A 25,636-nucleotide genomic window follows, 5' to 3' on the forward strand; every position below is an offset into this window, starting at 1 on the left:
GGTCCTTCTCCTCGTGGACACCACGGACCCGAAAGTCTTCCGCGTCGCCGGCCTCGTCGAGCCCGCCGACTTGCCCCGGCTCTGCGAGGAACTGACCGAGCTGCTCGGCGAGGGAGGGGGCGACGGGGGCGACGGGTTCGTCGTCTGCGACATCGGCGCCGTCCGCCGGCCGGACCTCGCCACCGTCGACGCCCTCGCCCGGCTGCGCCTGACCGCCCGGCGGCTCGGGCACCGGATGGCCGTACGGGGCGCCGGGCCCGAGCTGCGGGCACTGCTGGAGCTGGCCGGACTGGCCGACCAGCTCCTCACGCCCCCGCCCGCCCCGCCTCCAGCCGCTCCGGGAGATCGAACAGCGGGAACCAGCGCTTCACGTCCAGGAACGACGTGATGCCCGAGACCTTGCCGTCCACGATCTCGATGACCATGAGGGCCCACGGGCTGAAGCCGCCCTCCGGGTCCGGGTGGTAGTGCGCGAACGCGGGCGTGCCGTTGGCCACCACCGGCACCAGCCGCGAGCCCCGGCACACCTCCCCGACGCCCAGCATCCAGCCCACGATGTCGTCGTGGCCCCGGAGCCACAGGTCGTAGGGCGGCATGGACAGCGTGGCGTCCTCGTGGAGCAGCGCGGTGAGCGCCGCCATGTCGTACCCCTCGAACGCCGACACGTACCGGTCGAGGAGCTTCTTCTGCTCCTCGTCCAGTGGGTCGGCCGTGTCCGTCCTCGCCGGCGCCGACTCCGCGAGTGTCGCCCGCGCCCGCTGCAACGCGCTGTTGACCGACGCGACCGAGGTCCCGAGCAGCTCCGCGACCTCGGCGGCCTTCCACGCGAGGACCTCGCGCAGGATCAGCACCGCCCGCTGCCTGGGCGGCAGGTGCTGGAGCGCGGCCACGAACGCCAGCCGCACGGACTCCTTCGCCACCGCCGTCTCCGCCGGGTCGGCGACCGGGGGCAGCACCCGCCCGTCCGGCACCGGCTCCAGCCAGGTGACCTCGGGGCGGGAGTGCAACCGCGCCTGCGCCACCGGAACCGGCGCCGTCAGGTCCATGGGCCGCGCCCGCCGGTTGCCGGCGTTCAGCGCGTCCAGGCACACGTTCGTCGCGATGCGGTACAGCCAGGAACGCACCGAGGACCGGCCCTCGAACCTCTCGAAGCTCCGCCACGCCCGGACCATGGTGTCCTGGACGGCGTCCTCCGCCTCGAAGGCCGATCCCAGCATGCGGTAGCAGTACCCGGTCAGCTCGGTCCGGTACTGCTCCAGGCTCTCCGCATCGCCCGCCACACCCGTCATCGCGTCCACCCCTGTCGCGCTTCCCTTGCCTCACGACGGAAGCTACAGGAGGGGACTGACAGCGGGGGTCACGTTCCGGGCTTGCGCCCGTACACGAACACGTCGTCGCCGTTCCGCAGCATGTTCCAGTACGCCTTCGCGTCGGGCTCTCGCATGTTGACGCAGCCGCGCGAGCCGGGCGGGTTGTACATGGACTTGCCGACGGAGTGGAACGCCTGCCCGCCGTCGAAGAACTGCGCGTACGGCATCCTCACCTGGTACAGCGTCGACCAGTGGTCGATGTTGCGGTGGTAGATCTTCCGCGCGCCGGTCCGGGTCTCGTCGCCGTCCCGGCCGGTCCGCACCGGCACCGGCCCGTAGGCCAGCTTGGCGCCGTCCTGGATCCAGCTGAGCTGTCTGGTCAGGTCCACGCACGCGATGCGGCCCTTGTTCGTGGGGCACGTCCCCGCCGCGTTGGGGTTCTTCCCGGCCGCCCGCTGCTGGAGGATCGTGTTCATCGTGCGCCAGGTGACCTCACCCGCGTACCCGACGGACGGGGTGATCCCGTGCCAGCGCTGGAACGTCTGCGTCGCCTTGCAGTCGGCCGGCGACTGCTTGCCGTCCACCGGCCTGCCCATGAACTTCTCGACCTGCTTCTGGTACGGCCCGGTCGACGTCGTACAGGCCGCCGCCTGCGCCGGCGCGGCGCCGAGCGCGACGGTCAGCGGCACGACCAGTCCGGTGAGGCCGAGCGCGACCCCGGCACGTCTGCGTATCCCACCCACGTACACCACTCCCCCTGGAGCCCTTCGCGGTAGTTATGCCCTTAGGACGCTCGGGGAAGCGGCGCGGTTGTACGTCTCGCGGGATTTCCGGTTCTCCACGCGCGCGGCGTGCGTCCCGTACAGGGTCAGGGAGACGACACCGAGGACCGCGACCAGCCCCAGCAGGACCGTGCCCGCCCAGCCGCCGGCGTGGAAGGCGACCGCGCCGAGCGTGCCGCCCGCGCTGCTGCCGAGGTAGTACGCCGACTGGTACAGCGCCGAGGCCTGCGCCCGGCCCGTCGTCGCGGTACGGCTCACCGAGGACGAGGCGACCGCGTGACCGGCGAAGAACCCGGCCGTGATCAGCACCAGACCGGCGAGCACCGACGCCAGCGTGTCCGCCAGCGACAGCAGCAGGCCCGCCGTCGTCGTGGTCACCGCCAGGTACAGCGCCCCGCGCCGCCCCATCCGGCCCACCAGCCGCCCGGCCGCGGCCGACGAGACCGTACCGACCAGGTACACCAGGAAGATCGACCCGATGACGCCCTGGGGGAGGGAGAAGGGGGCCTCGACGAGCCGGTAGCCGATCACCGTGTAGACGGCGCCGAACACCGTCATGAACAGCGCGCCGATCGCGTACAGCCGCAGCAGCAGCGGGTCGGACAGGTGGGTACGGACCGTCGACGCCAGGGCGCGGGGGCTCAGCGGGCCGGGGGTGAAGTGCCGGGCCCTCGGGACCATCAGCCGGAACACCACCGCGCACACCAGGGCCATCAGCCCGACAGCGGCGAGCGCGGCGCGCCAGCCCCACAGCTGGGCGACCCAGCCGGTGACGATCCGGCCGCTCATGCCGCCGATGCTGTTGCCCGCGACGAACAGGCCGATCGCCGCGACCAGCGCCTTGGGCCGCACCTCCTCCGCGAGGTACGCCATCGCCGACGCGGGCACCCCCGCGAGCGCTGCGCCCTGCACGGCGCGCAGCGCCACCAGCCACTCCAGGCTCGGCGCGAAGGGCACGAGCAGCCCGACGGCGACGGCGACCACGAGAGAGGCGCTCATCAGGCCGCGGCGGCCGAACCGCTCGGACAGGGCGCTCAGCGGCAGGACGCACAGGGCGAGCGCGCCGGTCGCGGCGGACACGCTCCAGCTGGCGGCCGAGGCGCTCACGCCGAAGTCGGCGGAGACGGCCGGGAGGAGGGCCTGCGTCGAGTAGAGGAGGGCGAAGGTGGCGATCCCCGCGGCGAACAGCGCGAAGCTCATCCGGCGGTAGCCGGGGCGGCCGGGGGAAAGGCGGGAGTCGGCGACCGCGTCGGTGGCGGCCGCCTTGGTACTGGCGGAAGGCATACGTCGACCGTAGGCACACCTGTTTCATGCGTCCAATGCATGGAACGGCTTTAATCGTTCCCATGGCGCATAACCACAGTTCACGGGAGTGGCTGTCACCGAACAGTAACGAAGAAGACATGGGGCTGCTGCTCGCGCCCCGCCTCGCGTACTTCGTCGCGGTCGCCCGCCACGAACACGTGACCCGGGCCGCGCACGACCTCGGGGTGCCGCAGTCCACCCTGTCGCGGGCGATGGTCCGGCTCGAACGGGACCTCGGGGTCTCGCTGTTCGCCCGCAAGGGCCGCACGCTCTCCCTCACCCCCGCGGGCCGCACCTTCCTGGCCTCCGCCGAGCGGGCGCTCGGGGAGGTGGAGCGCGCCACGGACGCGGTCCGGGCGGACGCCGACCCGTCGGCGGGGCGGGTCGCCTTCGGGTTCCTGCACACCATGGGCTCGGAGACCGTCCCCGGGCTGATCCGCGCCTTCCGGGTGGACCACCCCAAGGTCCGCTTCACGCTCGTCCAGAACTACGGGGAGGCCATGATCGAGCGGCTGCGCGCCGGCGACCTGGACCTGTGCCTGACCTCGCCCGTGCCGGACGCCCCCGACCTGGTCGCCCGCCGCCTGGACGAGCAGCGGCTGCGGCTCGTCGTCCCGGACGACCACCGGCTGGCGGGGCGCAAGCGCGTCCGCCTCGCGGAGGCCGCCGAGGAAACGTTCGTCACCCTGGAGCCCGGGTACGGACTGCGCCGCATCACCGACGCGCTGTGCGCCGAGGCGGGCTTCGCGCCCCGGATCGCCTTCGAGGGCGAGGAGGCCGAGACGCTGCGCGGCCTGGTCGCCGCGGGCCTCGGCGTCGCGCTGCTCCCGCCGCCCGCCGTGGCCCGCCCCGGCGTCGTGGAGCTCACGGTGACGGCCCCCCGCGCCGCCCGCGAGATCGGTGTCGCCTGGCTGGACGGCCACCCCGACACCCCACCGGTCGCGGCCTTCAAACGGTTCCTGCTCTCCCGCCGGGGCCGCCTGCTCAACGAGCCGGAATAGGCGCACCTACCGCCGCAGCGCTCTGCCGAAGCCGGAGGCCAGGGGCATGCGCAGGCCCAGGGGAGGAGGGGCGGCGAACGCGTCGGCGACCGGGCGGGAGAAGGGGTGGCCGAACAGGGCGCCGAGGACGAAGTCGGCCGCCAGCGACGCCACTTCGGCCCGGTGCTCGCGCAGCGCGTGACCGTCCGAGTGGACCTCGAACCGGCAGGTGCTCCGGTTGGCCTTCTTGGCGCGCTCCGCCAGCCGGTACGACAGCTCCGGGTCCGTACGCGCGTCGTTGGTGCCGTGGACGATCAGCACGTGACGGCCGGCCAGCTGTTTCACCGGTTCGGGTGCCGCCGCCACGTCGTCCTCCGGCAGCCAGGGGGCGAGTGCCAGCACCGCGCCGACAGCCGTGTGGCCCGCCGCGCGCAGCGCCGCCCGGGCGCCCATGCCCCGCCCGGCGAGGCAGACCGGGACGTCGCCGTACCGGCGGACGACCTCCGAGGCGGCCCACCGCGCGTCGACCGCGAGCCGCTCGTCCGCGCCGTTCCAGCCGCGCCCCCGGTACCGCACCACATGGGCCACCAGGCCCTCGGCCCGTCCCGCGCGGGCCAGCCGGCGTGCCGTGGCGAGGGCCGCGGCGTGGGCGACCGGCGAGGGGCCGCGCGCCGACTCCGGCTCCCCGTCCGGCAGGAGCAGCACCACGCCGCCCACCGCCGGGGCGGACGTCCCCACCGGGCGGCCCAGCCCGGCCGCCCGCGCGACCGCCGTACCTACGAGTGCGTTGGGTGCCATGGCAGAACAGTCTCAGAAGTCGACGTGTACGCGATCCGTACGCGCGGTCACTGTTACGTATCGACGCGCTCTCTACGCGCGTAGGGGCTAGAGTTCGAAAATGACGAGCCAGACACCCCAGATCCCCACCGCGGACCAGGTCCGCCGAGCCCCCAAGGTGCTGCTCCACGACCACCTCGACGGCGGTCTGCGCCCCGGCACCATCATCGACCTGGCGGAAGCCACCGGGTACACCGCGCTGCCGGAGCACGAGCCGGACAAGCTCGCCCTGTGGTTCCGCGAGGCCGCCGACTCCGGTTCGCTGGAGCGCTACCTGGAGACCTTCGCCCACACCTGCGCCGTCATGCAGACCCGCGAGGCCCTCGTCCGTGTCGCCGCCGAGTGCGCCGAGGACCTCGCCGAGGACGGCGTCCTCTACGCCGAGGTGCGGTACGCGCCCGAGCAGCACCTGGAGAAGGGCCTCACCCTCGAAGAGGTGGTCGAGGCCGTCAACGAGGGGTTCCGCCTGGGGGAGCGGCGCGCCCGGGAGAACGGCCACCGGATCCGGGTGGGCGCCCTGCTCACCGCGATGCGGCACGCCGCCCGCGCCCTGGAGATCGCCGAACTGGCCAACCGCTACCGCGACGCGGGCGTCGTCGGGTTCGACATCGCGGGCGCCGAGGCCGGTTACCCGCCCACCCGCCACCTCGACGCCTTCGAGTACCTCAAGCGCGAGAACAACCACTTCACCATCCACGCGGGCGAGGCGTTCGGGCTGCCGTCCATCTGGCAGGCGCTCCAGTGGTGCGGCGCCGACCGCCTCGGCCACGGCGTGCGCATCATCGACGACATCCGGGTCGCCGACGACGGCACCGTCGCGCTCGGCCGCCTCGCCGCGTACGTACGGGACAAGCGGATCCCGCTGGAGCTGTGCCCGACCTCCAACCTCCAGACCGGCGCGGCGCCCTCGTACGCCGAGCATCCCATCGGCCTGCTGCGCCGCCTGCACTTCCGGGCCACGGTCAACACCGACAACCGGTTGATGTCCGGCACCAGCATGAGCCGGGAATTCGAGCTGTTGACCGAGACGTTCGGTTACACGCTCGACGACATGCAGTGGTTCACCGTCAATGCGATGAAATCAGCATTCATTCCTTTCGATGAACGGCTGGCGATGATCAACGACGTGATCAAGCCCGGGTACGCCGAGTTGAAGTCCGAATGGCTGTTCCGGCAGACCGCCGCGACCAGCGACTCCGTGCCGAAGACGCCCTGAACCCGCCGTCCCGGGAACGGCCGGCGAATTCCACGACCTGGCCGTTTCGGGTGTTTGCGGGGCTTGCGGAACGATGACTAAGTTGCAGAGCCGCTCATCTTTCCCCGAGTTCCCCCAAGGACGAAATTCGATGAAGCAGTCCGCCGCCAAGACCCTCGGTGTCGCCGCCCTCGGTGCCGCGTTCGCCGCCACCGCCGCCGGCACCGCCTCCGCGGCCACGTCGACCCCCACCAGCGCCGCGCTGGGCGCCGCGACCGCCACCGCCGTGCCGGTCCTGAAGTCCGCCGTGGAGCAGGCCCCGAACAACGCCACCGAACTGCTGGCCACCGGGCAGGAGCTGACCGGCGCCGCCACCAAGAACGCGTCCGTCCAGGGCCTGCCCATCGACCCGGCGACCGCCGCCGGCCTCCTCGGCGGCCTGCCCATCGGAGGTGCCCTCCCGGTCGCCGGCCTCGGCGGCGCCTGAGCCCCCGGCGGCAGCCGCGTACGCCACAGGGGGCGCCCACCGTCACAGGTGGGCGCCCCCTCGGCGTACGCGGCTGCCGGTGTCTACCAGGCCTGCTTGGTGGCGTGGTCCGACGGCAGCAGCATCCACAGCGCCAGGTACAGCAGGAACTGCGGTCCCGGCAGCAGACACGACGCCACGAAGATCACGCGCATCGTCGTCGCGGAGGTGCCGAAGCGCCGTGCCAGCGCTGCGCACACTCCGCCGATCATGCGTCCGTCACGGGGGCGGGCAAGTGCGGCCATGGTGGGCTCCTTCGCGGGAGGAAATCGGTTCGTCCGATGTACTCCATCCTCGCCCGGAAGTCCCGGACAAAACGTCGGACTACGGGGCGATACCGACCCTGGGAATCCTCGGGGTCGCACCCTGAGAGACGTCGTCCCGCAGCATGCCCAGCCCACGGCCCCCGCCCCCGGCCGGCCGCTGCCCCCGCCCCGCGCCCGGACCCGGCCTCCGGCGCCGCAGCCGCCCCCGCCAGACGGGCACCACCGCGAGGTGCGCGAGCGCCACGCCCAGGGTGTTCAGCAGCACCGCGTCCACGTCCACGACCCGGCCGGGCACCACCGTCTGAGCCAGTTCGATGCCCAGCGACACGAGCGCGCCCGCCATGACCGTACGGAACAGCGACGCCCACGGGGACGCCGCCAGCCGGCCCCCCGCCATGGGCAGCAGCACCCCGAGCGGTGCCAGCAGCAGCAGGCCCTCACCGATCCGTCTCGCCGCCTCCAGCGGTCCCAGCGCCAGATCGGCCTTGATCCCGGCCAGTGGCTCCAGATTGGCGGCCGTCACCCACATCACGTCCCGCGGCCGCAGCGTCAGCCACGCCACGAGCACAAGATGGGCGATGAGGAGGATGAGCCCCGCCGCGCGGAGGCGGATGACGGCGCTGCCGTCCGAACCATGACGCTGCACGCCCCCCAAGACGCGCCGACCGGCACGATCGGTTCCGCCCGGCCGCCGCCCCGCCCGCGGACCGCGCCGCGTCCCGGCCCCCCGCAACCGACGGCCGCCCCGCCGACGCCCCGGCCGACGGCCGCCGGAGGGCCTCAGGACGCCGAGCGCGTCGGCGCCGCCGAGTCCGGCCGCTCCCTCAGCTGCTCCGTGCACGCGTAGCGCCGCACCGGATAGGGGCCCGGACCGCCCAGCAGGACCGTCCCGCCGTCGGCGGTCGCGCCGTTCTCGGCGTACGTGCACACGATCTGCGACAGCGCCGCCGCGGGCAGGTCCTCCGGCTGACGGCTCAGCCGCATCGCGCCCTTCGGGTCGCCCCCCCGGCCCGCCGAGACCGTCAGCGGGCCCTGCACGGAGGTGGTGAACCCCGCCTCGCGCTCCGCCGCCGACGGCTCCGCCACGAGCTGGTTCAGCAGCGCCCGCGCCACCGCCAGCCGGCTGTCCTGCGGGTTCTTGTCACCCGTCTCCGGCACGGTGCGCTCCACCGCCTGCATACCGGAGGCGCACACCAGGTACACCCGTACCGGCGCCGGCCGCTGCTGCGCCCGCGACGCCGACCCGCCGCCCGACACGCTGCACGGCAGCCGCGACGGGGCCGCGCCCGCGTCCACCGGCACCGACGTCGTACGGATCCCGCAGCCGGACGCGACGGCGGCGACCACGGCGACCCCCACCAGCGCGACCAGACCTCGCCGCTCACGCACCGCCCTCACCGCCACCCTCCTGCCGCAGGTCCTGCTCCGCGTCCGTCCGCGAGGCGTCGCGCGGCAGCCGCAGCACGAACACCGCCCCGTCGCCGTCCGGCGAGTTCGCCGCCGTGATGTCACCGCCGTGGATCAGGGCGTTCTCCATCGCGATCGACAGCCCCAGCCCCGAGCCCTCCGACCGCGGCCGGGACGCGCTCGCCTTGTAGAACCGGTCGAACACGTGCGGCAGAACGTCCTCGGGGATGCCCGGCCCGTGGTCCCGCACCTCGATGTACAGGTCGTCCTCCGCCGTCCGCACCGCGACGCGCACCGGCGACCCGCCGTGCTTGAGCGCGTTGCCGATCAGGTTCGCCAGGATCACGTCGAGGCGGCGCGGATCGAGCCGCACCATCAGCCCCCGCTCGGCGTCCAGCTCGACCGCGTCCAGCCACGCGCGCGCGTCGATGCACGCCGTGACCTGGTCGGCGACGTCGACGTCGTCCAGGACGAGCCGCGCCGTACCCGCGTCGAAACGGGTGACCTCCATCAGGTTCTCCACCAGCGTGTTCAGCCGCCGCGTCTCACTGACCACCAGCTTGACGGCCGGGGCGATCATCGGGTCGAGGCCGTCCTCCTCCTCTTCCAGCACCTCCGTCACGGCGGTCAGCGCGGTCAGCGGCGTCCGCAGCTCGTGCGACATGTCCGCGACGAATCGCCGGCTCGACTCCTCCCGCGCGCTCATGTCCGCGACCCGCTTCTGCAGGCTCTCCGCCGCGCTGTTGAACGTCCGCGACAGATCGGCGAGTTCGTCCGTGCCCGACACCCGCAGCCGGGTGTCCAGCTCGCCCTCGCCAAGCCGCCGCGCCGCCTCCCCCAGCCGGTGCACCGGCTTCAGCACGGTCGTCGCCGCGGCCTGCGCCAGCAGCGCCGAGACGACCAGCGCCAGCGCCGACGCGATGCCCAGCGACCACGCCAGCGAGTTGAGGTCCTGCCGCTCCGGCTCCAGCGACTTGAACATGTAACCGGTCGGCCCACCGCCCACGATCCGCGTACCGCCCACCAGGTACGGCGTGCCGTCACGCGTCGTCCGCTGCCAGAAGAGGTGGTACGGGTACGCGTTGCCGTCCCCCACCTCCTGCCGCTCGTTCACCGCGGCCCGCAGTTCCTGCGGCACGTCGTCCATGGTGAACCGGTCGGGGTCCGACACCCCGGCGATCGGCTTGCCCTTGGCGCGTTCGCCCAGCAGCACCACGCCGTACCCGACACCGCCGGACGACATCTCCTCGGCGGTCCGCCGCAGTTCCTCCTCCGTGGGCCGCAGCGGCAGCGTCGCGGCACGCCGCTGCATCTCCTGGCGGAAGTCGTTGAGTGCCGAGTCCTGCGTACGCTGCAAGACGGCCTCGCGGTTGAGCCAGTACGCGATCCCCGACGCGGACGCGGCGGCGGTCAGCGCGACCAGGGCGAAGACGATGACGAGGCGCAGCCGCAGACTCGTCCGCCTCACGCAGGCACGTCCAGCCGGTAGCCCACGCCACGGACGGTCCGGATCAGCGTCGGGGACGACGGCACGTCCTCCACCTTCGCCCGCAGCCGCTGGACGCACGCGTCCACCAGCCGCGAGTCGCCCAGGTAGTCGTGCTCCCACACCAGGCGCAGCAACTGCTGTCGCGACAGCGCCTGACCCGGGCGGCGGGACAGCTCCAGCAGCAGCCGCAGCTCCGTCGGCGTGAGCTGCAGGTCCTCGCCGTTCTTGGTGACGGTCATCGCCGACCGGTCGATCACCAGCGACCCGAAGGTCGCCGAGTCCGTCGACTCGCGCTCACCGCGCCGCAGCACCGCCCGGATCCGCGCGTCCAGCACACGGCCCTGCACCGGCTTGACGACGTAGTCGTCCGCGCCGGACTCCAGACCCACGACCACGTCGATGTCGTCGCTGCGCGCGGTCAGCAGGATGATCGGCAACTGGTCGGTGCGCCGGATGCGACGGCACACCTCGAAACCGTCGATGCCCGGCAGCATCACGTCCAGCACGATCAGATCCGGCCGCTGCTCCCGCAGCAGTTTCAGGCCGTCCTCGCCCGTCGCCGCGGTGGCCACTTTGTGGCCCTGGCGGGACAGCGAGAGTTCGAGGGCCGTGCGGATGGAATCGTCGTCCTCGATCAGCAACAGGAAAGGCACGGCGTCATTCTGTCCCATGGGGGCCGGACAGATCGACCGCCGGGGCCTGTGACAGGTCTGTGACAGTCGGCGGACACCGCTATGAAGTGCCGACGGCAAGCTCATTGGCACACGGACCGGAACGGACTCCACACGACGGGGGGCGCGAGATGAACGCACTGCACAGCACCACCTCAAGCGCAGTTGTCACGCGTCTCCACGACGTCACGCGGAGCGCGGAGAAGACCGGCGCGGACGGAGGCACCGCCCTGCTCGAGCGAAGCCGCGAGCAAGGGGGAGGGCGGGGGTGCGTCCGCGGCGCCGGGCGTCAGCACAAGGCGCCCTACATGGTCGCCGTGTCCGGCGGGGGAGCGGCGTACGGGGAGGACTCGGGGGAGCGGACGGCCCTCACGGAGGCGGAGTTCACCGCCTACGTGAGGGAGCGCCGCGCCTCCCTGTACGCCACCGCCTACCACCTCACCGGTGACCGGTTCGAGGCCGAGGACCTGCTGCAGAGCGCGCTGTTCTCGACGTACCGCGCCTGGGAGCGCATCAGCGACAAGGCGGCGGTCGGCGGCTACCTGCGCCGCACCATGACCAACCTGCACATCAGCGCCTGGCGGCGGCGGAAGATCGACGAGTACCCGACCGAGGAACTCCCCGAGTCCGCCGGTGACACCGACGCGATGCGCGGCACCGAACTGCGCGCCGTGCTCTGGCAGGCGCTCGCCCGGCTGCCCGAACCGCAGCGCACCATGCTGGTCCTGCGCTACTACGAGGGCCGTACGGATCCGGAGATCGCGGAGATCCTGGACATCAGCGTCGGCACGGTGAAGTCGAGCATCTGGCGCTCCCTGCGCCGGCTGCGCGAGGACGAGGTCCTCAGCTTCGGCCGTGACGAGGAGGAGTCCTTCGGCCAGCTCGTGGCCTGAGGGCGGGGGGCCGGTCGCGGTCTCGGGGGAGACGGCGACCGGGAAACGGGGGGAACGGGGGATCACGGGGGGAACGGGGTACGGGGGGCAAGGCGCGGGGCCGGACGGAACGGGGGGTTCTGTCCGGCCCCTTCGCTGTGCGCGGCGGACCGCCGGGGGCCGGCGCGGGCGGCGGTCAGCCGTCGCCGGAACCGGGACTGAGCCGGGGCCCAAGCCCCGGCTGCCGTCGCCCGGACCGGGGCCGCCGTGCCGGAAGGGGTCAGGCCGGTTCCGGGGCTCGGGGGGCCGTGGCCGCCGGGGTGCGGTGGCGGCCGGCGGCCGCGGCGGCCAGGCGGCCCAGCGCCTCGGCCTTGTCGCAGGGGTGGGCGCCCAGCGCGGTCTGCCGGGTGACGATCGCGCGCTCGGCGCGCATCAGGCGCCAGCCGCGCCGCAGCAGGAACGGCACCGACTTGCGGCCCTCGCGCAGGTCCCGCAGCAGCCGGCGGCGGAACGTGGTGGAGGGGCGGCCGCGCAGGCACAGCGCGTCCGCCAGGAGGTCGAGCTCCTGGCACCGCGCCACGATGTCCGCCGCGAAGATGCCCTCGGCCACGAAGAGCGGGGTGCGCTCGATGTCGAGGACCTCCCGGCCGACACGGGAGCTGGTGGCGATGTCGTACACGGGGACGGTGGTGCGCCCGGTGGCGCACAGCTCCACCACGGCCGCCACGGCGGCGTCGGCGTCCCAGGACAGCGGGGAGTCCCAGTCGACGTCCGTGCTCCCGGGGACGAGCGGGAGCGTGGGGTCGTGGCTCTCCTTGTAGAAGTCGTCGAGGCGCAGCACGGGCAGGCCGGTGCGGGCCGCGAGGGAGGACTTGCCGGAGCCGGAGGGGCCCGCGAGCAGCACGACGCGGGTCGGGATCGGTTGGGAACTCACGGGACACCAGTCTGAACCATTGACCCGGTAGGGGGACCCCGCCAGGGACCCGTTGGTATCCAGCATCACATCTCAAATACGGTGCGTACCCGACAGGTCACCCAGGCGGCAGGAGCTTTTCATGACACGTCACACCTGGCTGAAGGCCGGGCTCACCGTTTCGGCGCTGGGCGCCGCCCTCGGTGCCACCGGGGGCGCGGCGCACGCCGTGGTGCAGCCGCCGCAGGTGCCGCGGCTTCCGGCGATGGACACCCAGGCGGCCCTGGAGGGCACAAAGGGCGCCATCCCCCATGTGACGGGGGTGGCCAAGAACCTGAAGGTGAACCCGCTGGCGCAGACGGGGGTGGACCCGCTGAACAACGGCGTCGGCACCCAGGTCGGCGACTTCAAGCCGGTCAACACGGCCTCGGCGACCGGCTCCCTGACCAGCCTGCCCGCCCTGCCGGTCGCCGGGCCCCTGCTCGGCGGGGTCGTCCCCGGCTGACGTGCCCGCGGCGTGAGAACGGCTCCGCTTCCCCCGGACGGAGGGGAGGCGGAGCCGTTCGGTCACCCGGGGATCAGTACGACGATCCCGACGCGCCCAGGGAGCCGGTGGGGTGCCAGACCGTCTTGGTCTCCAGGAACGCGGTCAGGCGGTGCGTGCCCGGGTCGGCGGCGAAGTCCTCGCCGTCCACAGCCTGGGGACGCAGGACGCGCTTCAGGTTGTCCGCGGCGGCGATCTCCAGCTCGCGCGCGAGCTCGGCGTCCGCGCCGGTCAGGTCGAGGGCGTTGACGTCCTGGTGCGCGGCGAGCGGAGCGGCGATCTCGGCCGCCCTGCCCGACAGCACGTTGACCACGCCGCCCGGCACGTCCGAGGTGGCCAGCACCTCGCCCAGCGACAGGGCCGGGAGCGGGGCCTTCTCGGAGGCGATGACGACCGCCGTGTTGCCGGTGGCGATCACCGGGGCGACGACGGACACCAGGCCCAGGAACGACGACTCGCGCGGGGCGACGATCGCGACGACGCCCGTCGGCTCCGGGGTGGAGAGGTTGAAGAACGGGCCCGCGACCGGGTTCGCCCCGCCCACGATTTGGCCGATCTTGTCCGTCCAGCCCGCGTACCAGACCCAGCGGTCGATGGCGGCTTCGACGATCTCGGCCGCCCTGGACTTCGAGAGCCCCTCGGCGTGCGCCACCTCGTGCACGAACTGGCCCTTGCGGCCCTCCAGCATCTCGGCGACGCGGTAGAGGACCTGACCGCGGTTGTACGCCGTCGCGCCCGACCAGCCGCCGAACGCCTTGCGCGCCGCGACGACCGCGTCCCGCGCGTCCTTGCGGGAGGAGAGCGGCGCGTTGGCCAGCCACTTGCCCTTGCTGTCCTGCACTTCGTACACCCGGCCGCTCTCGCTGCGGGGGAACTTGCCCCCGACGTACAGCTTGTAGGTCTTGAAGACGCTCAGACGGTTCTGCTCGGTCTTATCGGACATCGAGGTACGCCTCCAGGCCGTGACGGCCGCCCTCGCGGCCGAAGCCCGACTCCTTGTAGCCGCCGAAGGGCGAGGTCGGGTCGAACTTGTTGAACGTGTTGGCCCAGACGACGCCCGCGCGGAGCTTGTTCGCCACCGCGAGGATGCGGGAGCCCTTCTCCGTCCAGATGCCGGCGGACAGGCCGTACTGGCTGTTGTTGGCCTTGGCGACGGCCTCGTCCGGGGTGCGGAACGTCAGGACCGACAGGACCGGGCCGAAGATCTCGTCACGGGCGACGGTGTGCGCCTGGGTGACGTTCGTGAAGAGCGTCGGGGCGAACCAGAAGCCGGACGACGGGAGCTCGCAGGCGGGCGACCAGCGCTCGGCGCCCTCGGCCTCGCCCGTCTCGGCGAGGGCCGTGATACGGGCCAGCTGCTCGGCGGAGTTGATCGCGCCGATGTCGGTGTTCTTGTCCAGCGGGTCGCCCAGACGCAGCGTCGACAGGCGGCGCTTGAGGGCGTCCAGCAGCTCGTCCTGGATCGACTCCTGGACCAGCAGGCGGGAGCCCGCGCAGCAGACCTGGCCCTGGTTGAAGAAGATGCCGGTGACGATGCCCTCGACGGCCTGGTCGATGGGCGCGTCGTCGAAGACGATGTTGGCGCCCTTGCCTCCCAGCTCCAGCGTGAGCTTCTTGCCGGTGCCCGCCACCTGGCGGGCGATGGCCTTTCCGACCGCCGTGGAACCGGTGAAGGCCACCTTGTTCACGTCCGGGTGCTCGACGAGCGCGGCGCCGGCGTCCCCGTAACCGGGGAGGATGTTCACGACGCCCTTCGGCAGGCCCGCCTGGCGGCAGATGTCGGCGAAGAACAGGGCCGACAGCGGGGTCGTCTCGGCGGGCTTGAGGACCACCGTGTTGCCGGTGGCGAGCGCCGGGGCGATCTTCCACGCCAGCATCAGCAGCGGGAAGTTCCACGGGATGACCTGGCCGGCCACGCCGAGCGGGCGGGGGTTCGCGCCGTAGCCCGCGTGGTCGAGCTTGTCGGCCCAGCCCGCGTAGTAGAAGAAGTGCGCGGCGACCAGCGGGAGGTCCGCGTCGCGGGTCTCCCTGATCGGCTTGCCGTTGTCCAGGGTCTCCAGGACGGCCAGCTCGCGGCTGCGCTCCTGGATGATCCGGGCGATCCGGAAGAGGTACTTGGCGCGCTCGGCGCCCGGCAGCGCCGACCACTTCTCGAACGCCCTGCGGGCGGCCTTCACGGCCCGGTCCACGTCCTCCGCCCCGGCCCGGGCGACCTCGGAGAGCACCTCCTCGGAGGCGGGCGAGACGGTCTTGAAGACCGTGCCGTCCGCGGCCTCGGTGAACTCGCCGTCGATGAACAGGCCGTAGGACGGCGCGATGTCGACGACCGAGCGGGACTCGGGGGCGGGTGCGTACTCGAACTTGGTCATCGTGATCAGTCCACCGTCACGTAGTCGGGACCGGAGTAACGTCCGGTGGCCAGCTTCTGCCGCTGCATCAGCAGGTCGTTCAGCAGGCTCGACGCGCCGAACCGGAACCAGTGGTTGTCCAGCCAGTCCTCGCCGGCCGTCTCGTTGACCAGGACGAGGAACTTGATGGCGTCCTTGGTGGTCCGGATGCCGCCGGCGGGCTTCACCCCGATCTGTACCCCGGTCTGGGCACGGAAGTCGCGGACCGCCTCCAGCATGAGCAGGGTGTTCGCGGGGGTGGCGTTGACGCCGACCTTGCCGGTCGAGGTCTTGATGAAGTCCGCGCCCGCGATCATGCCGAGCCAGGAGGCGCGGCGGATGTTGTCGTACGTGGACAGCTCGCCGGTCTCGAAGATGACCTTGAGGCGGGCCTGCTCGCCGCAGGTCTCCTTCACGGCGCGGATCTCCTCGTAGACCTTCAGGTAGTGGCCCGCGAGGAACGCGCCGCGGTCGATCACCATGTCGATCTCGTCCGCCCCGGCGGCGACGGCGTCACGGGTGTCCGCGAGCTTCACGTCGAGCGCGGCGCGGCCGGCCGGGAAGGCGGTGGCGACGGAGGCGACCTTGACGTCCGTCCCCGCCAGCCCCGCCTTGGCGGTGGCCACCATGTCGGGGTAGACGCAGACCGCGGCGGTGCGCGGGGTGGTGCGGTCGGTCGGGTCGGGATGGACGGCCTTGGCGGCGAGCGCCCGGACCTTGCCCGGGGTGTCCGCGCCTTCGAGCGTCGTCAGGTCGATCATCGAGATGGCCAGGTCGATGGCGTACGCCTTGGACGTGGTCTTGATCGAGCGGGTACCGAGAGACGCGGCGCGCGCTTCCAGGCCGACGGTGTCGACGCCGGGCAGCCCATGGAGGAACCGGCGCAGCGTGCTGTCGGACGCGGTCACGTCAGCGAATGCGGGTGCAGGGGGCATGGTCACCACTTGAGCATATCTACGCGCGTAGCGGCCTGTACAGCCCCGTGCCGCCGGTCCGTGCGAAAGTGCTGGTGGTCACGGGTGGCGTGAGCTCTGTCACGCTCCTGTGACACGGACTGGACCCGTCCCGCACACAAGATCCATAACTTGGTCCGTGCAGCCCGCCAGAACTCACCGGCCCCATCCGAAATGAGCAGGCGGCATGCGGCTCTTCCTCCTCGTCCACTCCTCGCAGCGTCACGGAGTCGTCATGCGTTTCGCCCTTCGCACCGCCGTCGCCACCGCCCTCCTCGCCGGTGCCGCCCTCACCCCCGTGGCCACCGCCACCGCCGCGCTCGCCGCCGAGGGCGCCCGGCCGGCCCCCGCCGGTGCCGCGCAGCCCGCCCCCGCGCAGCCCGCCCCCGCGGACGCCGTCGCTCCGGCGGCCGGCGCCCGGCCGGGAGCGCCGGAGGGCAAGCCCGGCACGCCGGAGGGCAAGCCCGGCACGCCGGCGGACGAGCCCGGCACCGGTGCGGGATCCGGCACGGGCGCCGAGCCCGCGGCCGGAGGCACGCAGACGGACACCGCGACCGGCACGGGCGAGCGGGAGCCCGTGAAGACCGTGCCGCTCGTCGAGGGCATGTCCGCCCAGGTGTTCCGGGTGGACGGGAGGCCGGAGGCGGACGTCCTCAAGGCCGGCCGGACGCTGTTCACCCTCAAGGCGGGCGAGAAGCGGACCTACAACCGTGTCGAGGTGCTCCTCAAGGCCGACGGCCGGGTCATCCCCCGCCAGGTCGACGAGGACATGGGCCGGCTGATCCGCACCGGAACCCTCGAGAACGGCACGTACGTCAAGATCTACCGCGTCACCGGCAACCACCACCGCGCCGACGCCTTCATCGACGGCGCCTCGATCGGGGTCCTCGACGCCGACGGCCGGTCGGTGGCCGGCCAGCACGACGTCCAGTACTTCGTGCTCGAGGCGGACGGCTCGACCTACAACTGGCTCGGGCGTGAGAACGTCGTGACGGCCGCCAAGCCGGGCGTCTACAAGCTCCCGAACGGCCTGCTGATCCAGATCGTGCGGACGGTGTCGGGGCGCTACGGCATCTCCGCGTGCGACGACGACGGATGCCCGAAGGGCGCCGTCTTCGTCGACGACACCGGCCGCTCCGTACTGCGGGAGGGCTCGGCCGTCGTCGTCCTCGACCGGGACGGCACCTTCTCCCACTACCTCACCGGCGCCGCCACCCAGGACGCGGCCGTCTACGTCGGCGCCGAGGTCCCGGGCGCGGACCGCGGCGGGGACAAGGCCGGGAACAAGGGCGGCGGCGAGCCGGGCGGCGGTACGGCCGCACCCGCCGCCACCACGGCCCCCGCCGTCAGCGCCCAGGGCAGCACCTCGCAGACCACCGTCGTGCCCCGGGGCGGCGTCGCCGCCGGTGCCGAGACGTCCGGTGAGGACGGCGACCCCACCCCGCTGGTCGCCTCCGGCGCGGGAGCCGCCGCGCTCTCCGCCGCCGCTCTGGGCTTCGTCGCCATGCGCCGCCGCCGGGCGGCCGACCACGGCTGACCACCGTTCCTCCCGCGTGACCTGTCCATGACCCGAGCAGGCCACCTCCCCCTTCCGGGCGGGCCGCCGCGACACACCCCACGCGGCGGCCCGCCGCCCACGTTCCAGGAGGCCCCGTGAGACTCCGGCTCGCCGCCGCGCTCCTCGCCCTCGCCGTCCCCGCCGCGCTCGCCGGCTGCGGCGCCGCGCGGGGCGGCCCGCCGGTCACCCCCGGCGCCCCATCCGCCCCGCCCGCCCACGTCGAGCCCGCCACCGCGCCTCCGGCCGCGGCCGCCGCCCCCCTGGCCCGGTCCGAACCGGTCCGGGTCGAGATCCCCGCCGCCGGCGTCGACACCGGCCCCGTGCTCGACCTCGGCCTCGCCGCCGACGGCACGGTCGAGGTGCCGTCCGTCGCCGACGCGGACCGGATCGGCTGGTACGACAAGGGCGTCACGCCCGGGGAGACCGGCCCCGCCGTGCTGATCGGCCACTTCGACACCGCCCGGGGCCCGGCCGTCCTGAAGGACGTCGCCAAGGTGCGTACCGGCGACGAGATCAGGGTCCGGCGCGCCGACGGCACCACCGCCGTCTTCCGCGTACGGGAACTGGAGCAGGTCGACAAGAAGGTCTTCCCGACGCGGAAGGTCTACGGCGACACCGCCCGCCCCGAACTGCGCCTCATCACCTGTGGCGGCGAACTGGTGGACGGCCACCGGCCCGACAACATCATCCTGTACGCCGATCTGGTCGTGTGACGCTCCGGGCCGTGAGGCAGAATCGGCCGTATGACGACCCCCCAGGAGCCCCAGTACGCCGACCGGTCCTACCGCTCGACCCCGGGGATCGTCGGAGGGCTGCTGCTCCTGGCCTTCGCCGCCTGGATCGGCGGCGACGCGCTGGTCACCGGCGAGGGCCGGGTGCCCTGGATCGCCGCCGCCGGGCTGCTGCTGGTGGTCCCACTGGTCGTCGCGTTCACGTTCCGGCCCGTGGTGTACGTCAACGACGACCGCATGCGGGTACGGAACCCCTTCCGGACCGTCGACCTGCCGTGGGCGTCGGTCGCGGACGTGCGGGCGGGGTACTCCAGCGAGGTCGTCACCCGGGACGGCACCACGTACCAGCTGTGGTCCGTGCCCGTCTCGCTGCGCGAGCGGAAGAAGGCCGCGCGCCGCCAGGACCGCGCGGCCGGCACCGCGGGCCCGGAGGCGGCCCGGTCCGCCGGAGCCGACGCGACCATCGCCGACCTGCGCGAACTGGCCGAGCGGTGCGCGGCACGGCCCTCCGCGCAGGGCGCCCCGCACGTCCGCTGGGCCTACGAGATCATCGCGCCCGCGCTCGCCGGGCTCGTCCTGCTCCTGGTCCTGCTCGCCGTCTGAGGCTCACGGCGGCCCCGGCCACACCAGCAGCATGTAGCCCCCCAGCCACGCCGACGACAGCACCGCCGCGCCCAGCACCACACCGGCCACCGCCGGCCGCGCCCGGCCCACCGCCACGGCGAGCGGCAGCAGCAGCGGGAAGGCGGGCAGCAGGAAGCGGGCGCGCGGGAAGTACACCCCGCCGCTGCCCAGCACCACCACCAGCAGCGCCCCGCAGAAGACCAGCAGCGGCAGCGGCTGCCGGTCGGCCAGGCACAGCGCGTACAGCGCCACCGAGGCCACCAGCACCGCCGAGACGGCCACCAGGAACAGCTGCGGCGTCCGGTCGTACGCCAGGAGCTCCCTCAGCTCGCGCAGGGTGCCCGCGCCGCCGTCCCAGGTGTTGCGCCACAGCCGCTGCACGGCGAAGTAACCGTCCCAGCGGCCCACCCGGACGCCCACCCACGCCACGAACCCGAGCCAGCCGAGGGGCGCGGCGAGCGCCGCGACGAGCGGGGGCCACGCGCGTGTGCGGCCCGCCGCGACCAGACCGGTCACCGTCACCGCGGCGGCGAGGGCGATCCCGGTCGGGCGGGTGAGCCCGGCGAGCACCGTGAGGGCGGCCGCCGCGTACCAGCGGCCGGTCATCACGGCGTACAGCGCCCATGCGGCGAGCGCCGTGAACAGCGACTCGGTGTAGCCCATCCACTGGACCACCCCGACCGGCAGCGCTCCCCACAGGACGGCCAGCACGGTGCCGGCCCGGCGCCCGTGCAGCCGGGCGCCGACGGCGAAGATCCCCCACGCCGCGACCAGCGAGCACGCCACCGCGAGCAGCAGCGCCACCGACGCGCGCGAGCCCGGAGTGACGCCCGCGACCGCCTTGACCAGCAGTGGGTACAGCGGGAAGAACGCCAGGTTGTTGGAGTCGTACCGGGTGCCGAGGTGGTCCTGGTACCCGTGGTCGGCGATGCCCAGGTACCAGTCCGAGTCCCAGGACGTGGCCAGCGTCGGCCAGACCCCGTGCTGTTTGAGGCGCGCCCAGCGGGCCAGCACCAGCAGCCCGGACAGCCGCACCAGGAGGTACCCGAGCAGTGCGGGCGCGGCGTACCGCAGCGAGCGGGCGGTCCGCTCCCGGACGCCCCCGGCCGCCGCGGACGGCGGCCGGCGCGACGCGGGGACGATCGGGCGCGGGGTGATCACCGACGGCGGCACGGTGGCGCTCCAGGGGCTCGGCTGCGGTACCGGGGGTCACCCTGCTCGGTGGCCCCCGGAACGTACCGGGCCCCTGGGTCAAGTGCCGTACGAGAATCACCCGTACGGGGGTCGGGCGTGGCTCAGATGCCGGCCGCCTCCGCCAGGTCCCGCTTGATCGCGGCCAGGACGTCGTCGGCCCGCGCCCGCGCGCCGGCGAGCCCGCTCGCGTCGGCGACCGGGACGACGACCTCCAGGTAGCACTTCAGCTTGGGCTCGGTGCCGCTGGGGCGCACGATGACGCGGGCCCGGAAGGCGCCGTCCAGGTGGTACCGCAGGCCGTCCGTGGGCGGCAGCGTGGCGGTGCCCTTCGTCAGGTCCTCGGCGGACGTGACGGTCAGCCCGGCGAGCGCGGCGGGCGGCTGCTCGCGCAGCCGGCGCATGGCGTTCGCGATGACGCCCAGGTCCTCGACGCGTACGGACAGCTGGTCCGTGGCGTGCAGCCCGTGCGCGACCGCCAGGTCGTCGAGCAGGTCGGACAGGGTGCGGCCCCGCTCCTTCAGCTCCGAGGCCAGCTCGGCGACGAGCAGCGCCGCCGTGATGCCGTCCTTGTCGCGTACGCCGCCGGGGTCGACGCAGTAGCCGAGCGCCTCCTCGTAGCCGTAGGCCAGGCCCTCCACCCGGGCGATCCACTTGAAGCCGGTCAGCGTCTCCTCGTACGGCAGGCCGGCCGCCTCGGCGATCCGGCCGAGCAGCGACGACGACACGATCGACTCGGCGAAGGTGCCGGTGACGCCCTTGCGGACCAGGTGCGCGGCGAGCAGCGCGCCGACCTCGTCGCCGCGCAGCATGCGCCAGTCGCCCTCGTGGGGCACGGCGACGGCGCAGCGGTCGGCGTCCGGGTCGTTGGCGATGACGATGTCCGGCCGGACCTCGCGGGCCCGGGCGAACGCCAGGTCCATCGCGCCCGGCTCCTCGGGGTTGGGGAAGGCGACGGTCGGGAACGCCGGGTCCGGTTCGGCCTGCTCGGCCACGAGCGTCGGCGCGGGGAACCCGGCGCGCTCCCAGGCCGCGAGGACGACGTCCTTGCCGACGCCGTGCATGGCCGTGTAGACGACGTTCGCGGTCCTGGGCGACCCGGGGCTCAGGACGGCGTCCGTACGCGCCAGGTAGGCCCCCAGGACCTCGTCCCCGAGCGTCTCCCAGCCGTCCTCGGCACGCGGGACGTCGCTCAGGCTCGCGATCGCGGCGATCTCGGCGGCGATCCGGGTGTCGGCGGGCGGCACGATCTGCGAGCCGTCGCCCAGGTAGACCTTGTAGCCGTTGTCGCGGGGCGGGTTGTGGCTGGCGGTGACCTCGACGCCGGCCACGGCGCCCAGGTGCCTTATGGCGTACGCCAGGACGGGCGTCGGCAGCGGGCGCGGCAGGACCGCGGCGCGCAGGCCCGCGCCGACCATGACGGCCGCGGTGTCGCGGGCGAAGTCGGCGGACTTGTAGCGGGCGTCGAAGCCGATGACGACCAGGCCGCCGGTGTGGCCCTCCGCCTTGAGGTACGCGGCGAGCCCGGCGGCGGCCCGGATCACCACGGCCCGGTTCATCCGCATGGGGCCGGCCCCCAGCTCGCCGCGCAGTCCGGCCGTGCCGAACTGGAGGGTGCCGCTGAACCGGGCGGCGAGCTCGTCGAGGTCCCGGGCCTCGATGAGCCCGGCGAGCTCCTCGCGGGTCTCGCCGTCCGGGTCCTCGGCCAGCCACGCCTCCGCCTGCGCGATGAGGTTCTGCTGCACGGTGTCTGCCTCTCTGGATCTGGTCTGCGGTACGTGCCGCTCACCCGGCGAGGTGTGCGGTTCGCCCGTCCGGGCGTGGTTGCAGTACCCGGGCGGGGCGCCTTCGTCCCGGTGCCCTGCCGCCGGTGGTGCGGGGCGGGTGCCACCCCGCACCACCGCCCACGGCAACCGCCTCGTGGCGGGCGAACCCGGGGACGCCGGGGCGCGCGGGGCCGGGGCCCCGCGAGGGGTCAGATGCGGTCCAGCACCCGGGTGAGGAGCTCACCCATGCGGGCGGCGGAGTCGCGGCCCGCCTGGAGGACCTCCTCGTGGTTCAGCGGCTCGCCCGAGAGCCCCGCCGCGAGGTTGGTGACCAGGGAGATGCCGAGGACCTCCGCGCCCGCCTCACGGGCCGCGATGGCCTCGAGGACGGTCGACATGCCGACCAGGTCGCCGCCGAGGACGCGGACCATGTTGATCTCGGCCGGGGTCTCGTAGTGCGGGCCGGGGAACTGGACGTACACGCCCTCTTCGAGGGTCTCGTCGACCTCCTTGCACAGCGCGCGCAGGCGCGGCGAGTAGAGGTCGGTGAGGTCCACGAAGTTGGCGCCGACGATCGGGGAGGCGCCGGTCAGGTTGAGGTGGTCGCTGATGAGGACCGGCTGGCCGGGGCGCATGCCCTCGCGCAGGCCGCCGCAGCCGTTGGTCAGCACGACGGTCTTGCAGCCGGCGGCGACGGCGGTGCGCACGCCGTGGGCGACGGCGGCGACGCCGCGGCCCTCGTAGAAGTGCGTACGGCCCAGGAAGACCAGCGCGCGCTTGTCGCCGATGGCGTACGAGCGGATCTTGCCGCCGTGGCCCTCGACGGCCGGCGGCGGGAAGCCGGGCAGCTGAGTGACCGGGAACTCGGCGTCCGGGGCGCCGAGCGCGTCGACGGCCGGCGCCCAGCCGGAGCCCATCACGAGGGCGACGTCGTGGGTCTCGGCGCCGGTCAGCTCGCGCAGGCGCGCGGCGGCGTCGGCGGCGGCGGCGTAGGGGTCGCCCTGGAGGTGATCCGGGGTGGCAGTTGCGTTCACAGAGTCTCTCGCCTCGCGAAGTAACAGTCGCCCCGGACCTCGCGAGGGCCGGGGGTCCGGGGGCCGGCCCCGGAAGAAAGCAGTACGCACAAGAGCGTAGCCCGAAGATGCCTACGCGCGTAGATGACGATGCCCACGGAGCTGGGATCGTTGCCTTGTCGTTTCCGACAAGCGGGGTCAGCAGGGCCGCTTGCGCAGCTCCATCACGTAGTCGTGCGGGGCGCCCGCCGACTCCGCCGCGTCCGCGATCTCGCCCAGGTAGCGTGCCGACGGCAGGCCGCCCTCGTAGCCGTTCAGGACGTACACCCAGGCGGGTTCCTCGCCGTCCAGGGTGTGCACGCGCACCCGCATGCGCCGGTAGATGTCCAGCCCGACGCCCTCCCATCGGTCCATGGAGTCCTCGTCCATGGGCGCGATGTCGTACAGGGCGACGAACACCTGGGAGCGCGGCGCCTCCACGATCGTGGACAGGGCGCCCTCCCAGCCCATCTGTTCCCCGCCGAACGTCAGCCGCCAGCCGTTGAGCCAGCCCGTACCGCGCAGCGGGGAATGGGGGGCGCGGCGGGTCATCAGCCGCGCGTCGAGGTTGCCGGCGTACGCGGCGTAGAGCGACATGGGATCGAGGGTACGGGAGGGCCGGGGGTGAGCGCTGTTCCTCCATCGAGGGCCCCGGCGGGAAGCACCCGCGGCCGTGCGGGACAATGGGGTACGTACTTGCACCCCTGCCGTGACGAGAGCGCGAGGCGTAACCCCTGTGACCCGGATCGTGATCATCGGTGGCGGACCCGGCGGATACGAGGCGGCCCTGGTGGGCGCCCAGCTCGGCGCGGAGGTGACCGTCGTCGACACCGACGGCCTCGGCGGAGCTTCCGTCCTGACCGACTGCGTACCCTCCAAGACCCTGATCGCGACGGCCGAGGTGATGACCACCTTCGACTCCTCCCACGAGGAGCTCGGCATCATCGTCGCGGACGACACCCCGCACCTCGAGCAGGCCGCCCGCATCGTCGGCGTCGACCTCGGCAAGGTCAACCGGCGGGTGAAGCGGCTCGCCCTCGCCCAGTCGCACGACATCACCGCCTCCGTCACGCGGGCGGGCGCGCGGGTGCTGCGCGGCCGGGGCCGGCTCGACGGCCGCCAGGCCATGGACGGCTCCCGCCAGGTGATCGTCACGGCCGCCGACGGCAGCGAGGAGACGCTCACCGCCGACGCCGTGCTGGTCGCGACCGGCGGTCACCCGCGCGAGATCCCCGACGCCCTGCCGGACGGCGAGCGCATCCTCAACTGGACCCAGGTGTACGACCTGGACGAGCTCCCCGAGGAGCTCATCGTGGTCGGTTCCGGTGTCACGGGAGCCGAGTTCGCCGGCGCCTACCAGGCGCTGGGCTCCCGGGTCACCCTGGTCTCGTCGCGCGACCGCGTGCTGCCGGGTGAGGACCCGGACGCGGCGGCCGTCCTGGAGGACGTCTTCCGGCGCCGCGGCATGAACGTCATGGCCCGCTCCCGGGCGCAGTCCGCCAAGCGCGTCGGGGACCGGGTGGAGGTCACGCTCGCCGACGGCCGGGTGATCTCCGGTACGCACTGCCTGATGGCCGTGGGCGCCATCCCGAACACCGCGGGCATGGGGCTGGAGGAGGCCGGCGTACGGCTCAGGGACTCCGGCCACATCTGGACCGACAAGGTCTCGCGCACCTCCGCGCCGGGCGTGTACGCGGCCGGTGACGTGACGGGCGTCTTCGCCCTGGCGTCGGTCGCCGCCATGCAGGGCCGTATCGCGATGTACCACTTCCTCGGGGACGCGGTGACCCCGCTGAACCTGAAGACGGTCTCCTCGAACGTGTTCACCGACCCGGAGATCGCCACGGTCGGCTACACGCAGGCGGACGTCGACGCGGGCAAGATCGACGCGCGCTGTGTGAAGCTGCCGCTGCTGCGCAACCCGCGCGCGAAGATGCAGGGCATCCGGGACGGCTTCGTCAAGATCTTCTGCCGTCCGGGCACCGGCATCGTGGTCGGCGGCTGTGTCGTCGCGCCGCGCGCCAGCGAGCTGATCCACCCCATCTCGATCGCGGTCGACAACAACCTGACGGTCGAACAGATCGCAAACGCCTTCACGGTGTACCCGTCCCTGTCGGGCTCGATCGCCGAGGTGGCACGACAGTTGCACACCCGGAAGGCGTCCGCCGAGGCGTAGCCCGGCCCCGGGGCTGGGACAACACCCGGCAACTCCCGGCAAGTCGGGACATCGATCAATCAAGGAACGTTCCCGGACGGGCCCGCCTATACCACCTGGCG

Annotated in this window: 27 protein-coding genes; 10 read left to right on the top strand and 17 right to left on the bottom strand. The window is 73.3% G+C overall.

What is annotated here, in order from left to right; genetic code table 11:
- Nucleotides 1-13 precede the first annotated feature (13 nt).
- The gene (locus tag IE109_RS12015) at nucleotides 14-388 is read left to right on the top strand and encodes an STAS domain-containing protein (protein WP_189550787.1); all 375 of its coding nucleotides are present in this window, start codon (nucleotides 14-16) and stop codon (nucleotides 386-388) included.
- On the opposite strand, the gene IE109_RS12020 is transcribed toward IE109_RS12015, so the two are convergent.
- The 3 genes from IE109_RS12020 to IE109_RS12030 form a co-directional block, all read right to left on the bottom strand.
- Nucleotides 306-1,289, bottom strand: coding sequence for a sigma-70 family RNA polymerase sigma factor (locus tag IE109_RS12020; RefSeq protein ID WP_189550956.1), 984 nt, complete (start codon nucleotides 1,287-1,289; stop codon nucleotides 306-308). The two genes, IE109_RS12015 and IE109_RS12020, sit on opposite strands and share 83 nt — an antisense overlap.
- A 68-nt stretch (nucleotides 1,290-1,357) precedes the next feature.
- Nucleotides 1,358-2,053, bottom strand: coding sequence for a L,D-transpeptidase family protein (locus tag IE109_RS12025; RefSeq protein ID WP_189550788.1), 696 nt, complete (start codon nucleotides 2,051-2,053; stop codon nucleotides 1,358-1,360).
- A gap of 33 nt (nucleotides 2,054-2,086) precedes the next feature.
- Nucleotides 2,087-3,376 carry an MFS transporter gene (locus IE109_RS12030; protein ID WP_189550789.1) on the bottom strand — a complete coding sequence of 430 codons (1,290 nt, stop codon included), beginning with the start codon at nucleotides 3,374-3,376 and terminating at the stop codon, nucleotides 2,087-2,089.
- A gap of 62 nt (nucleotides 3,377-3,438) precedes the next feature.
- Here IE109_RS12030 and IE109_RS12035 point away from each other — a divergent pair, with 62 nt between their 5' ends.
- Entirely contained in the window at nucleotides 3,439-4,398 is a 960-nt protein-coding gene (locus IE109_RS12035) for a LysR family transcriptional regulator (protein WP_189550790.1), read from the top strand.
- Between the two features lie 6 nt (nucleotides 4,399-4,404).
- Here IE109_RS12035 and IE109_RS12040 read toward each other — a convergent pair whose 3' ends face one another.
- Nucleotides 4,405-5,175 (bottom strand): alpha/beta hydrolase, encoded by a 771-nt coding sequence (locus IE109_RS12040; RefSeq protein ID WP_189550791.1) that lies wholly within the window; start codon nucleotides 5,173-5,175, stop codon nucleotides 4,405-4,407.
- Nucleotides 5,176-5,275: 100 nt separating this feature from the next.
- On the opposite strand from IE109_RS12040, the gene IE109_RS12045 reads away from it, so the two are divergent.
- Entirely contained in the window at nucleotides 5,276-6,430 is a 1,155-nt protein-coding gene (locus IE109_RS12045; protein ID WP_189550792.1) for an adenosine deaminase, read from the top strand.
- 130 nt (nucleotides 6,431-6,560) lie between these two features.
- Nucleotides 6,561-6,896, top strand: coding sequence for an ATP-binding protein (locus tag IE109_RS12050; RefSeq protein ID WP_189550793.1), 336 nt, complete (start codon nucleotides 6,561-6,563; stop codon nucleotides 6,894-6,896).
- A gap of 83 nt (nucleotides 6,897-6,979) precedes the next feature.
- Here the strand turns inward: IE109_RS12050 and IE109_RS12055 are convergent, their stop codons facing one another.
- From IE109_RS12055 to afsQ1, 5 genes are all read right to left on the bottom strand, one after another.
- Nucleotides 6,980-7,180 carry a PspC domain-containing protein gene (locus IE109_RS12055; RefSeq protein WP_189550794.1) on the bottom strand — a complete coding sequence of 67 codons (201 nt, stop codon included), beginning with the start codon at nucleotides 7,178-7,180 and terminating at the stop codon, nucleotides 6,980-6,982.
- 79 nt (nucleotides 7,181-7,259) lie between these two features.
- Complete coding sequence (locus IE109_RS12060; RefSeq protein ID WP_189550795.1) at nucleotides 7,260-7,856, bottom strand: VanZ family protein; 597 nt, start codon at nucleotides 7,854-7,856, stop codon at nucleotides 7,260-7,262.
- A 125-nt stretch (nucleotides 7,857-7,981) separates the two neighbouring features.
- Nucleotides 7,982-8,599: a hypothetical protein gene (locus IE109_RS12065; protein WP_189550796.1), complete on the bottom strand. Its 618-nt coding sequence runs from the start codon at nucleotides 8,597-8,599 to the stop codon at nucleotides 7,982-7,984.
- Nucleotides 8,583-10,175 (bottom strand): ATP-binding protein, encoded by a 1,593-nt coding sequence (locus IE109_RS12070; protein ID WP_189550797.1) that lies wholly within the window; start codon nucleotides 10,173-10,175, stop codon nucleotides 8,583-8,585. The genes IE109_RS12065 and IE109_RS12070 overlap by 17 nt, the downstream gene beginning before the upstream one ends.
- Nucleotides 10,073-10,750 (bottom strand): two-component system response regulator AfsQ1, encoded by a 678-nt coding sequence (gene afsQ1 / locus IE109_RS12075; RefSeq protein WP_179166385.1) that lies wholly within the window; start codon nucleotides 10,748-10,750, stop codon nucleotides 10,073-10,075. Before afsQ1 ends, IE109_RS12070 begins: the two co-directional genes overlap by 103 nt.
- A gap of 149 nt (nucleotides 10,751-10,899) precedes the next feature.
- On the opposite strand from afsQ1, the gene IE109_RS12080 reads away from it, so the two are divergent.
- Complete coding sequence (locus IE109_RS12080; protein WP_189550798.1) at nucleotides 10,900-11,661, top strand: SigE family RNA polymerase sigma factor; 762 nt, start codon at nucleotides 10,900-10,902, stop codon at nucleotides 11,659-11,661.
- A gap of 259 nt (nucleotides 11,662-11,920) precedes the next feature.
- Here the strand turns inward: IE109_RS12080 and IE109_RS12085 are convergent, their stop codons facing one another.
- On the bottom strand, nucleotides 11,921-12,574 hold the full coding sequence (locus tag IE109_RS12085; protein ID WP_373297687.1) for a hypothetical protein: 654 nt from the start codon (nucleotides 12,572-12,574) through the stop codon (nucleotides 11,921-11,923).
- Nucleotides 12,575-12,695: 121 nt separating this feature from the next.
- Here IE109_RS12085 and IE109_RS12090 point away from each other — a divergent pair, with 121 nt between their 5' ends.
- The gene (locus tag IE109_RS12090) at nucleotides 12,696-13,058 is read left to right on the top strand and encodes a hypothetical protein (protein WP_189550800.1); all 363 of its coding nucleotides are present in this window, start codon (nucleotides 12,696-12,698) and stop codon (nucleotides 13,056-13,058) included.
- Nucleotides 13,059-13,131: 73 nt separating this feature from the next.
- On the opposite strand, the gene IE109_RS12095 is transcribed toward IE109_RS12090, so the two are convergent.
- The 3 genes from IE109_RS12095 to deoC are packed head-to-tail and all read right to left on the bottom strand — an operon-like array spanning nucleotide 13,132 to nucleotide 16,419.
- Nucleotides 13,132-14,040 carry an aldehyde dehydrogenase family protein gene (locus tag IE109_RS12095; protein ID WP_189550801.1) on the bottom strand — a complete coding sequence of 303 codons (909 nt, stop codon included), beginning with the start codon at nucleotides 14,038-14,040 and terminating at the stop codon, nucleotides 13,132-13,134.
- The gene (locus tag IE109_RS12100) at nucleotides 14,030-15,466 is read right to left on the bottom strand and encodes an aldehyde dehydrogenase family protein (RefSeq protein ID WP_189550802.1); all 1,437 of its coding nucleotides are present in this window, start codon (nucleotides 15,464-15,466) and stop codon (nucleotides 14,030-14,032) included. Before IE109_RS12100 ends, IE109_RS12095 begins: the two co-directional genes overlap by 11 nt.
- 5 nt (nucleotides 15,467-15,471) lie before the next feature.
- Nucleotides 15,472-16,419, bottom strand: a complete 948-nt coding sequence (gene deoC / locus IE109_RS12105) for a deoxyribose-phosphate aldolase (protein ID WP_189550957.1) — start codon at nucleotides 16,417-16,419, stop codon at nucleotides 15,472-15,474.
- Nucleotides 16,420-16,624: 205 nt separating this feature from the next.
- On the opposite strand from deoC, the gene IE109_RS12110 reads away from it, so the two are divergent.
- The 3 genes from IE109_RS12110 (at nucleotide 16,625) to IE109_RS12120 (ending at nucleotide 19,329) form a co-directional block, all read left to right on the top strand.
- Entirely contained in the window at nucleotides 16,625-17,974 is a 1,350-nt protein-coding gene (locus tag IE109_RS12110) for a hypothetical protein (RefSeq protein ID WP_189550803.1), read from the top strand.
- 116 nt (nucleotides 17,975-18,090) lie between these two features.
- The gene (locus IE109_RS12115) at nucleotides 18,091-18,708 is read left to right on the top strand and encodes a class F sortase (RefSeq protein WP_189550804.1); all 618 of its coding nucleotides are present in this window, start codon (nucleotides 18,091-18,093) and stop codon (nucleotides 18,706-18,708) included.
- Between the two features lie 30 nt (nucleotides 18,709-18,738).
- Complete coding sequence (locus IE109_RS12120) at nucleotides 18,739-19,329, top strand: PH domain-containing protein (protein ID WP_189550805.1); 591 nt, start codon at nucleotides 18,739-18,741, stop codon at nucleotides 19,327-19,329.
- Between the two features lie 3 nt (nucleotides 19,330-19,332).
- Here the strand turns inward: IE109_RS12120 and IE109_RS12125 are convergent, their stop codons facing one another.
- The 4 genes from IE109_RS12125 to IE109_RS12140 form a co-directional block, all read right to left on the bottom strand.
- The gene (locus IE109_RS12125; protein ID WP_189550806.1) at nucleotides 19,333-20,523 is read right to left on the bottom strand and encodes a putative hexosyltransferase; all 1,191 of its coding nucleotides are present in this window, start codon (nucleotides 20,521-20,523) and stop codon (nucleotides 19,333-19,335) included.
- Nucleotides 20,524-20,645: 122 nt separating this feature from the next.
- A complete protein-coding gene (locus tag IE109_RS12130; protein WP_189550807.1) occupies nucleotides 20,646-22,286 on the bottom strand; it encodes a phospho-sugar mutase in 1,641 nt (546 codons plus the stop codon).
- Between the two features lie 230 nt (nucleotides 22,287-22,516).
- Nucleotides 22,517-23,341 (bottom strand): purine-nucleoside phosphorylase, encoded by an 825-nt coding sequence (locus tag IE109_RS12135; RefSeq protein WP_189550808.1) that lies wholly within the window; start codon nucleotides 23,339-23,341, stop codon nucleotides 22,517-22,519.
- Between the two features lie 177 nt (nucleotides 23,342-23,518).
- A complete protein-coding gene (locus IE109_RS12140; RefSeq protein WP_146482009.1) occupies nucleotides 23,519-23,956 on the bottom strand; it encodes a gamma-glutamylcyclotransferase family protein in 438 nt (145 codons plus the stop codon).
- Between the two features lie 139 nt (nucleotides 23,957-24,095).
- Between IE109_RS12140 and IE109_RS12145 the strand changes: the two genes are divergently transcribed.
- Nucleotides 24,096-25,535, top strand: a complete 1,440-nt coding sequence (locus IE109_RS12145; protein WP_189550809.1) for an NAD(P)H-quinone dehydrogenase — start codon at nucleotides 24,096-24,098, stop codon at nucleotides 25,533-25,535.
- Nucleotides 25,536-25,636: the final 101 nt, after the last annotated feature.

It is taken from the genome of Streptomyces lavendofoliae (genome assembly GCF_014649735.1).
Classification (GTDB): domain Bacteria; phylum Actinomycetota; class Actinomycetes; order Streptomycetales; family Streptomycetaceae; genus Streptomyces; species Streptomyces lavendofoliae.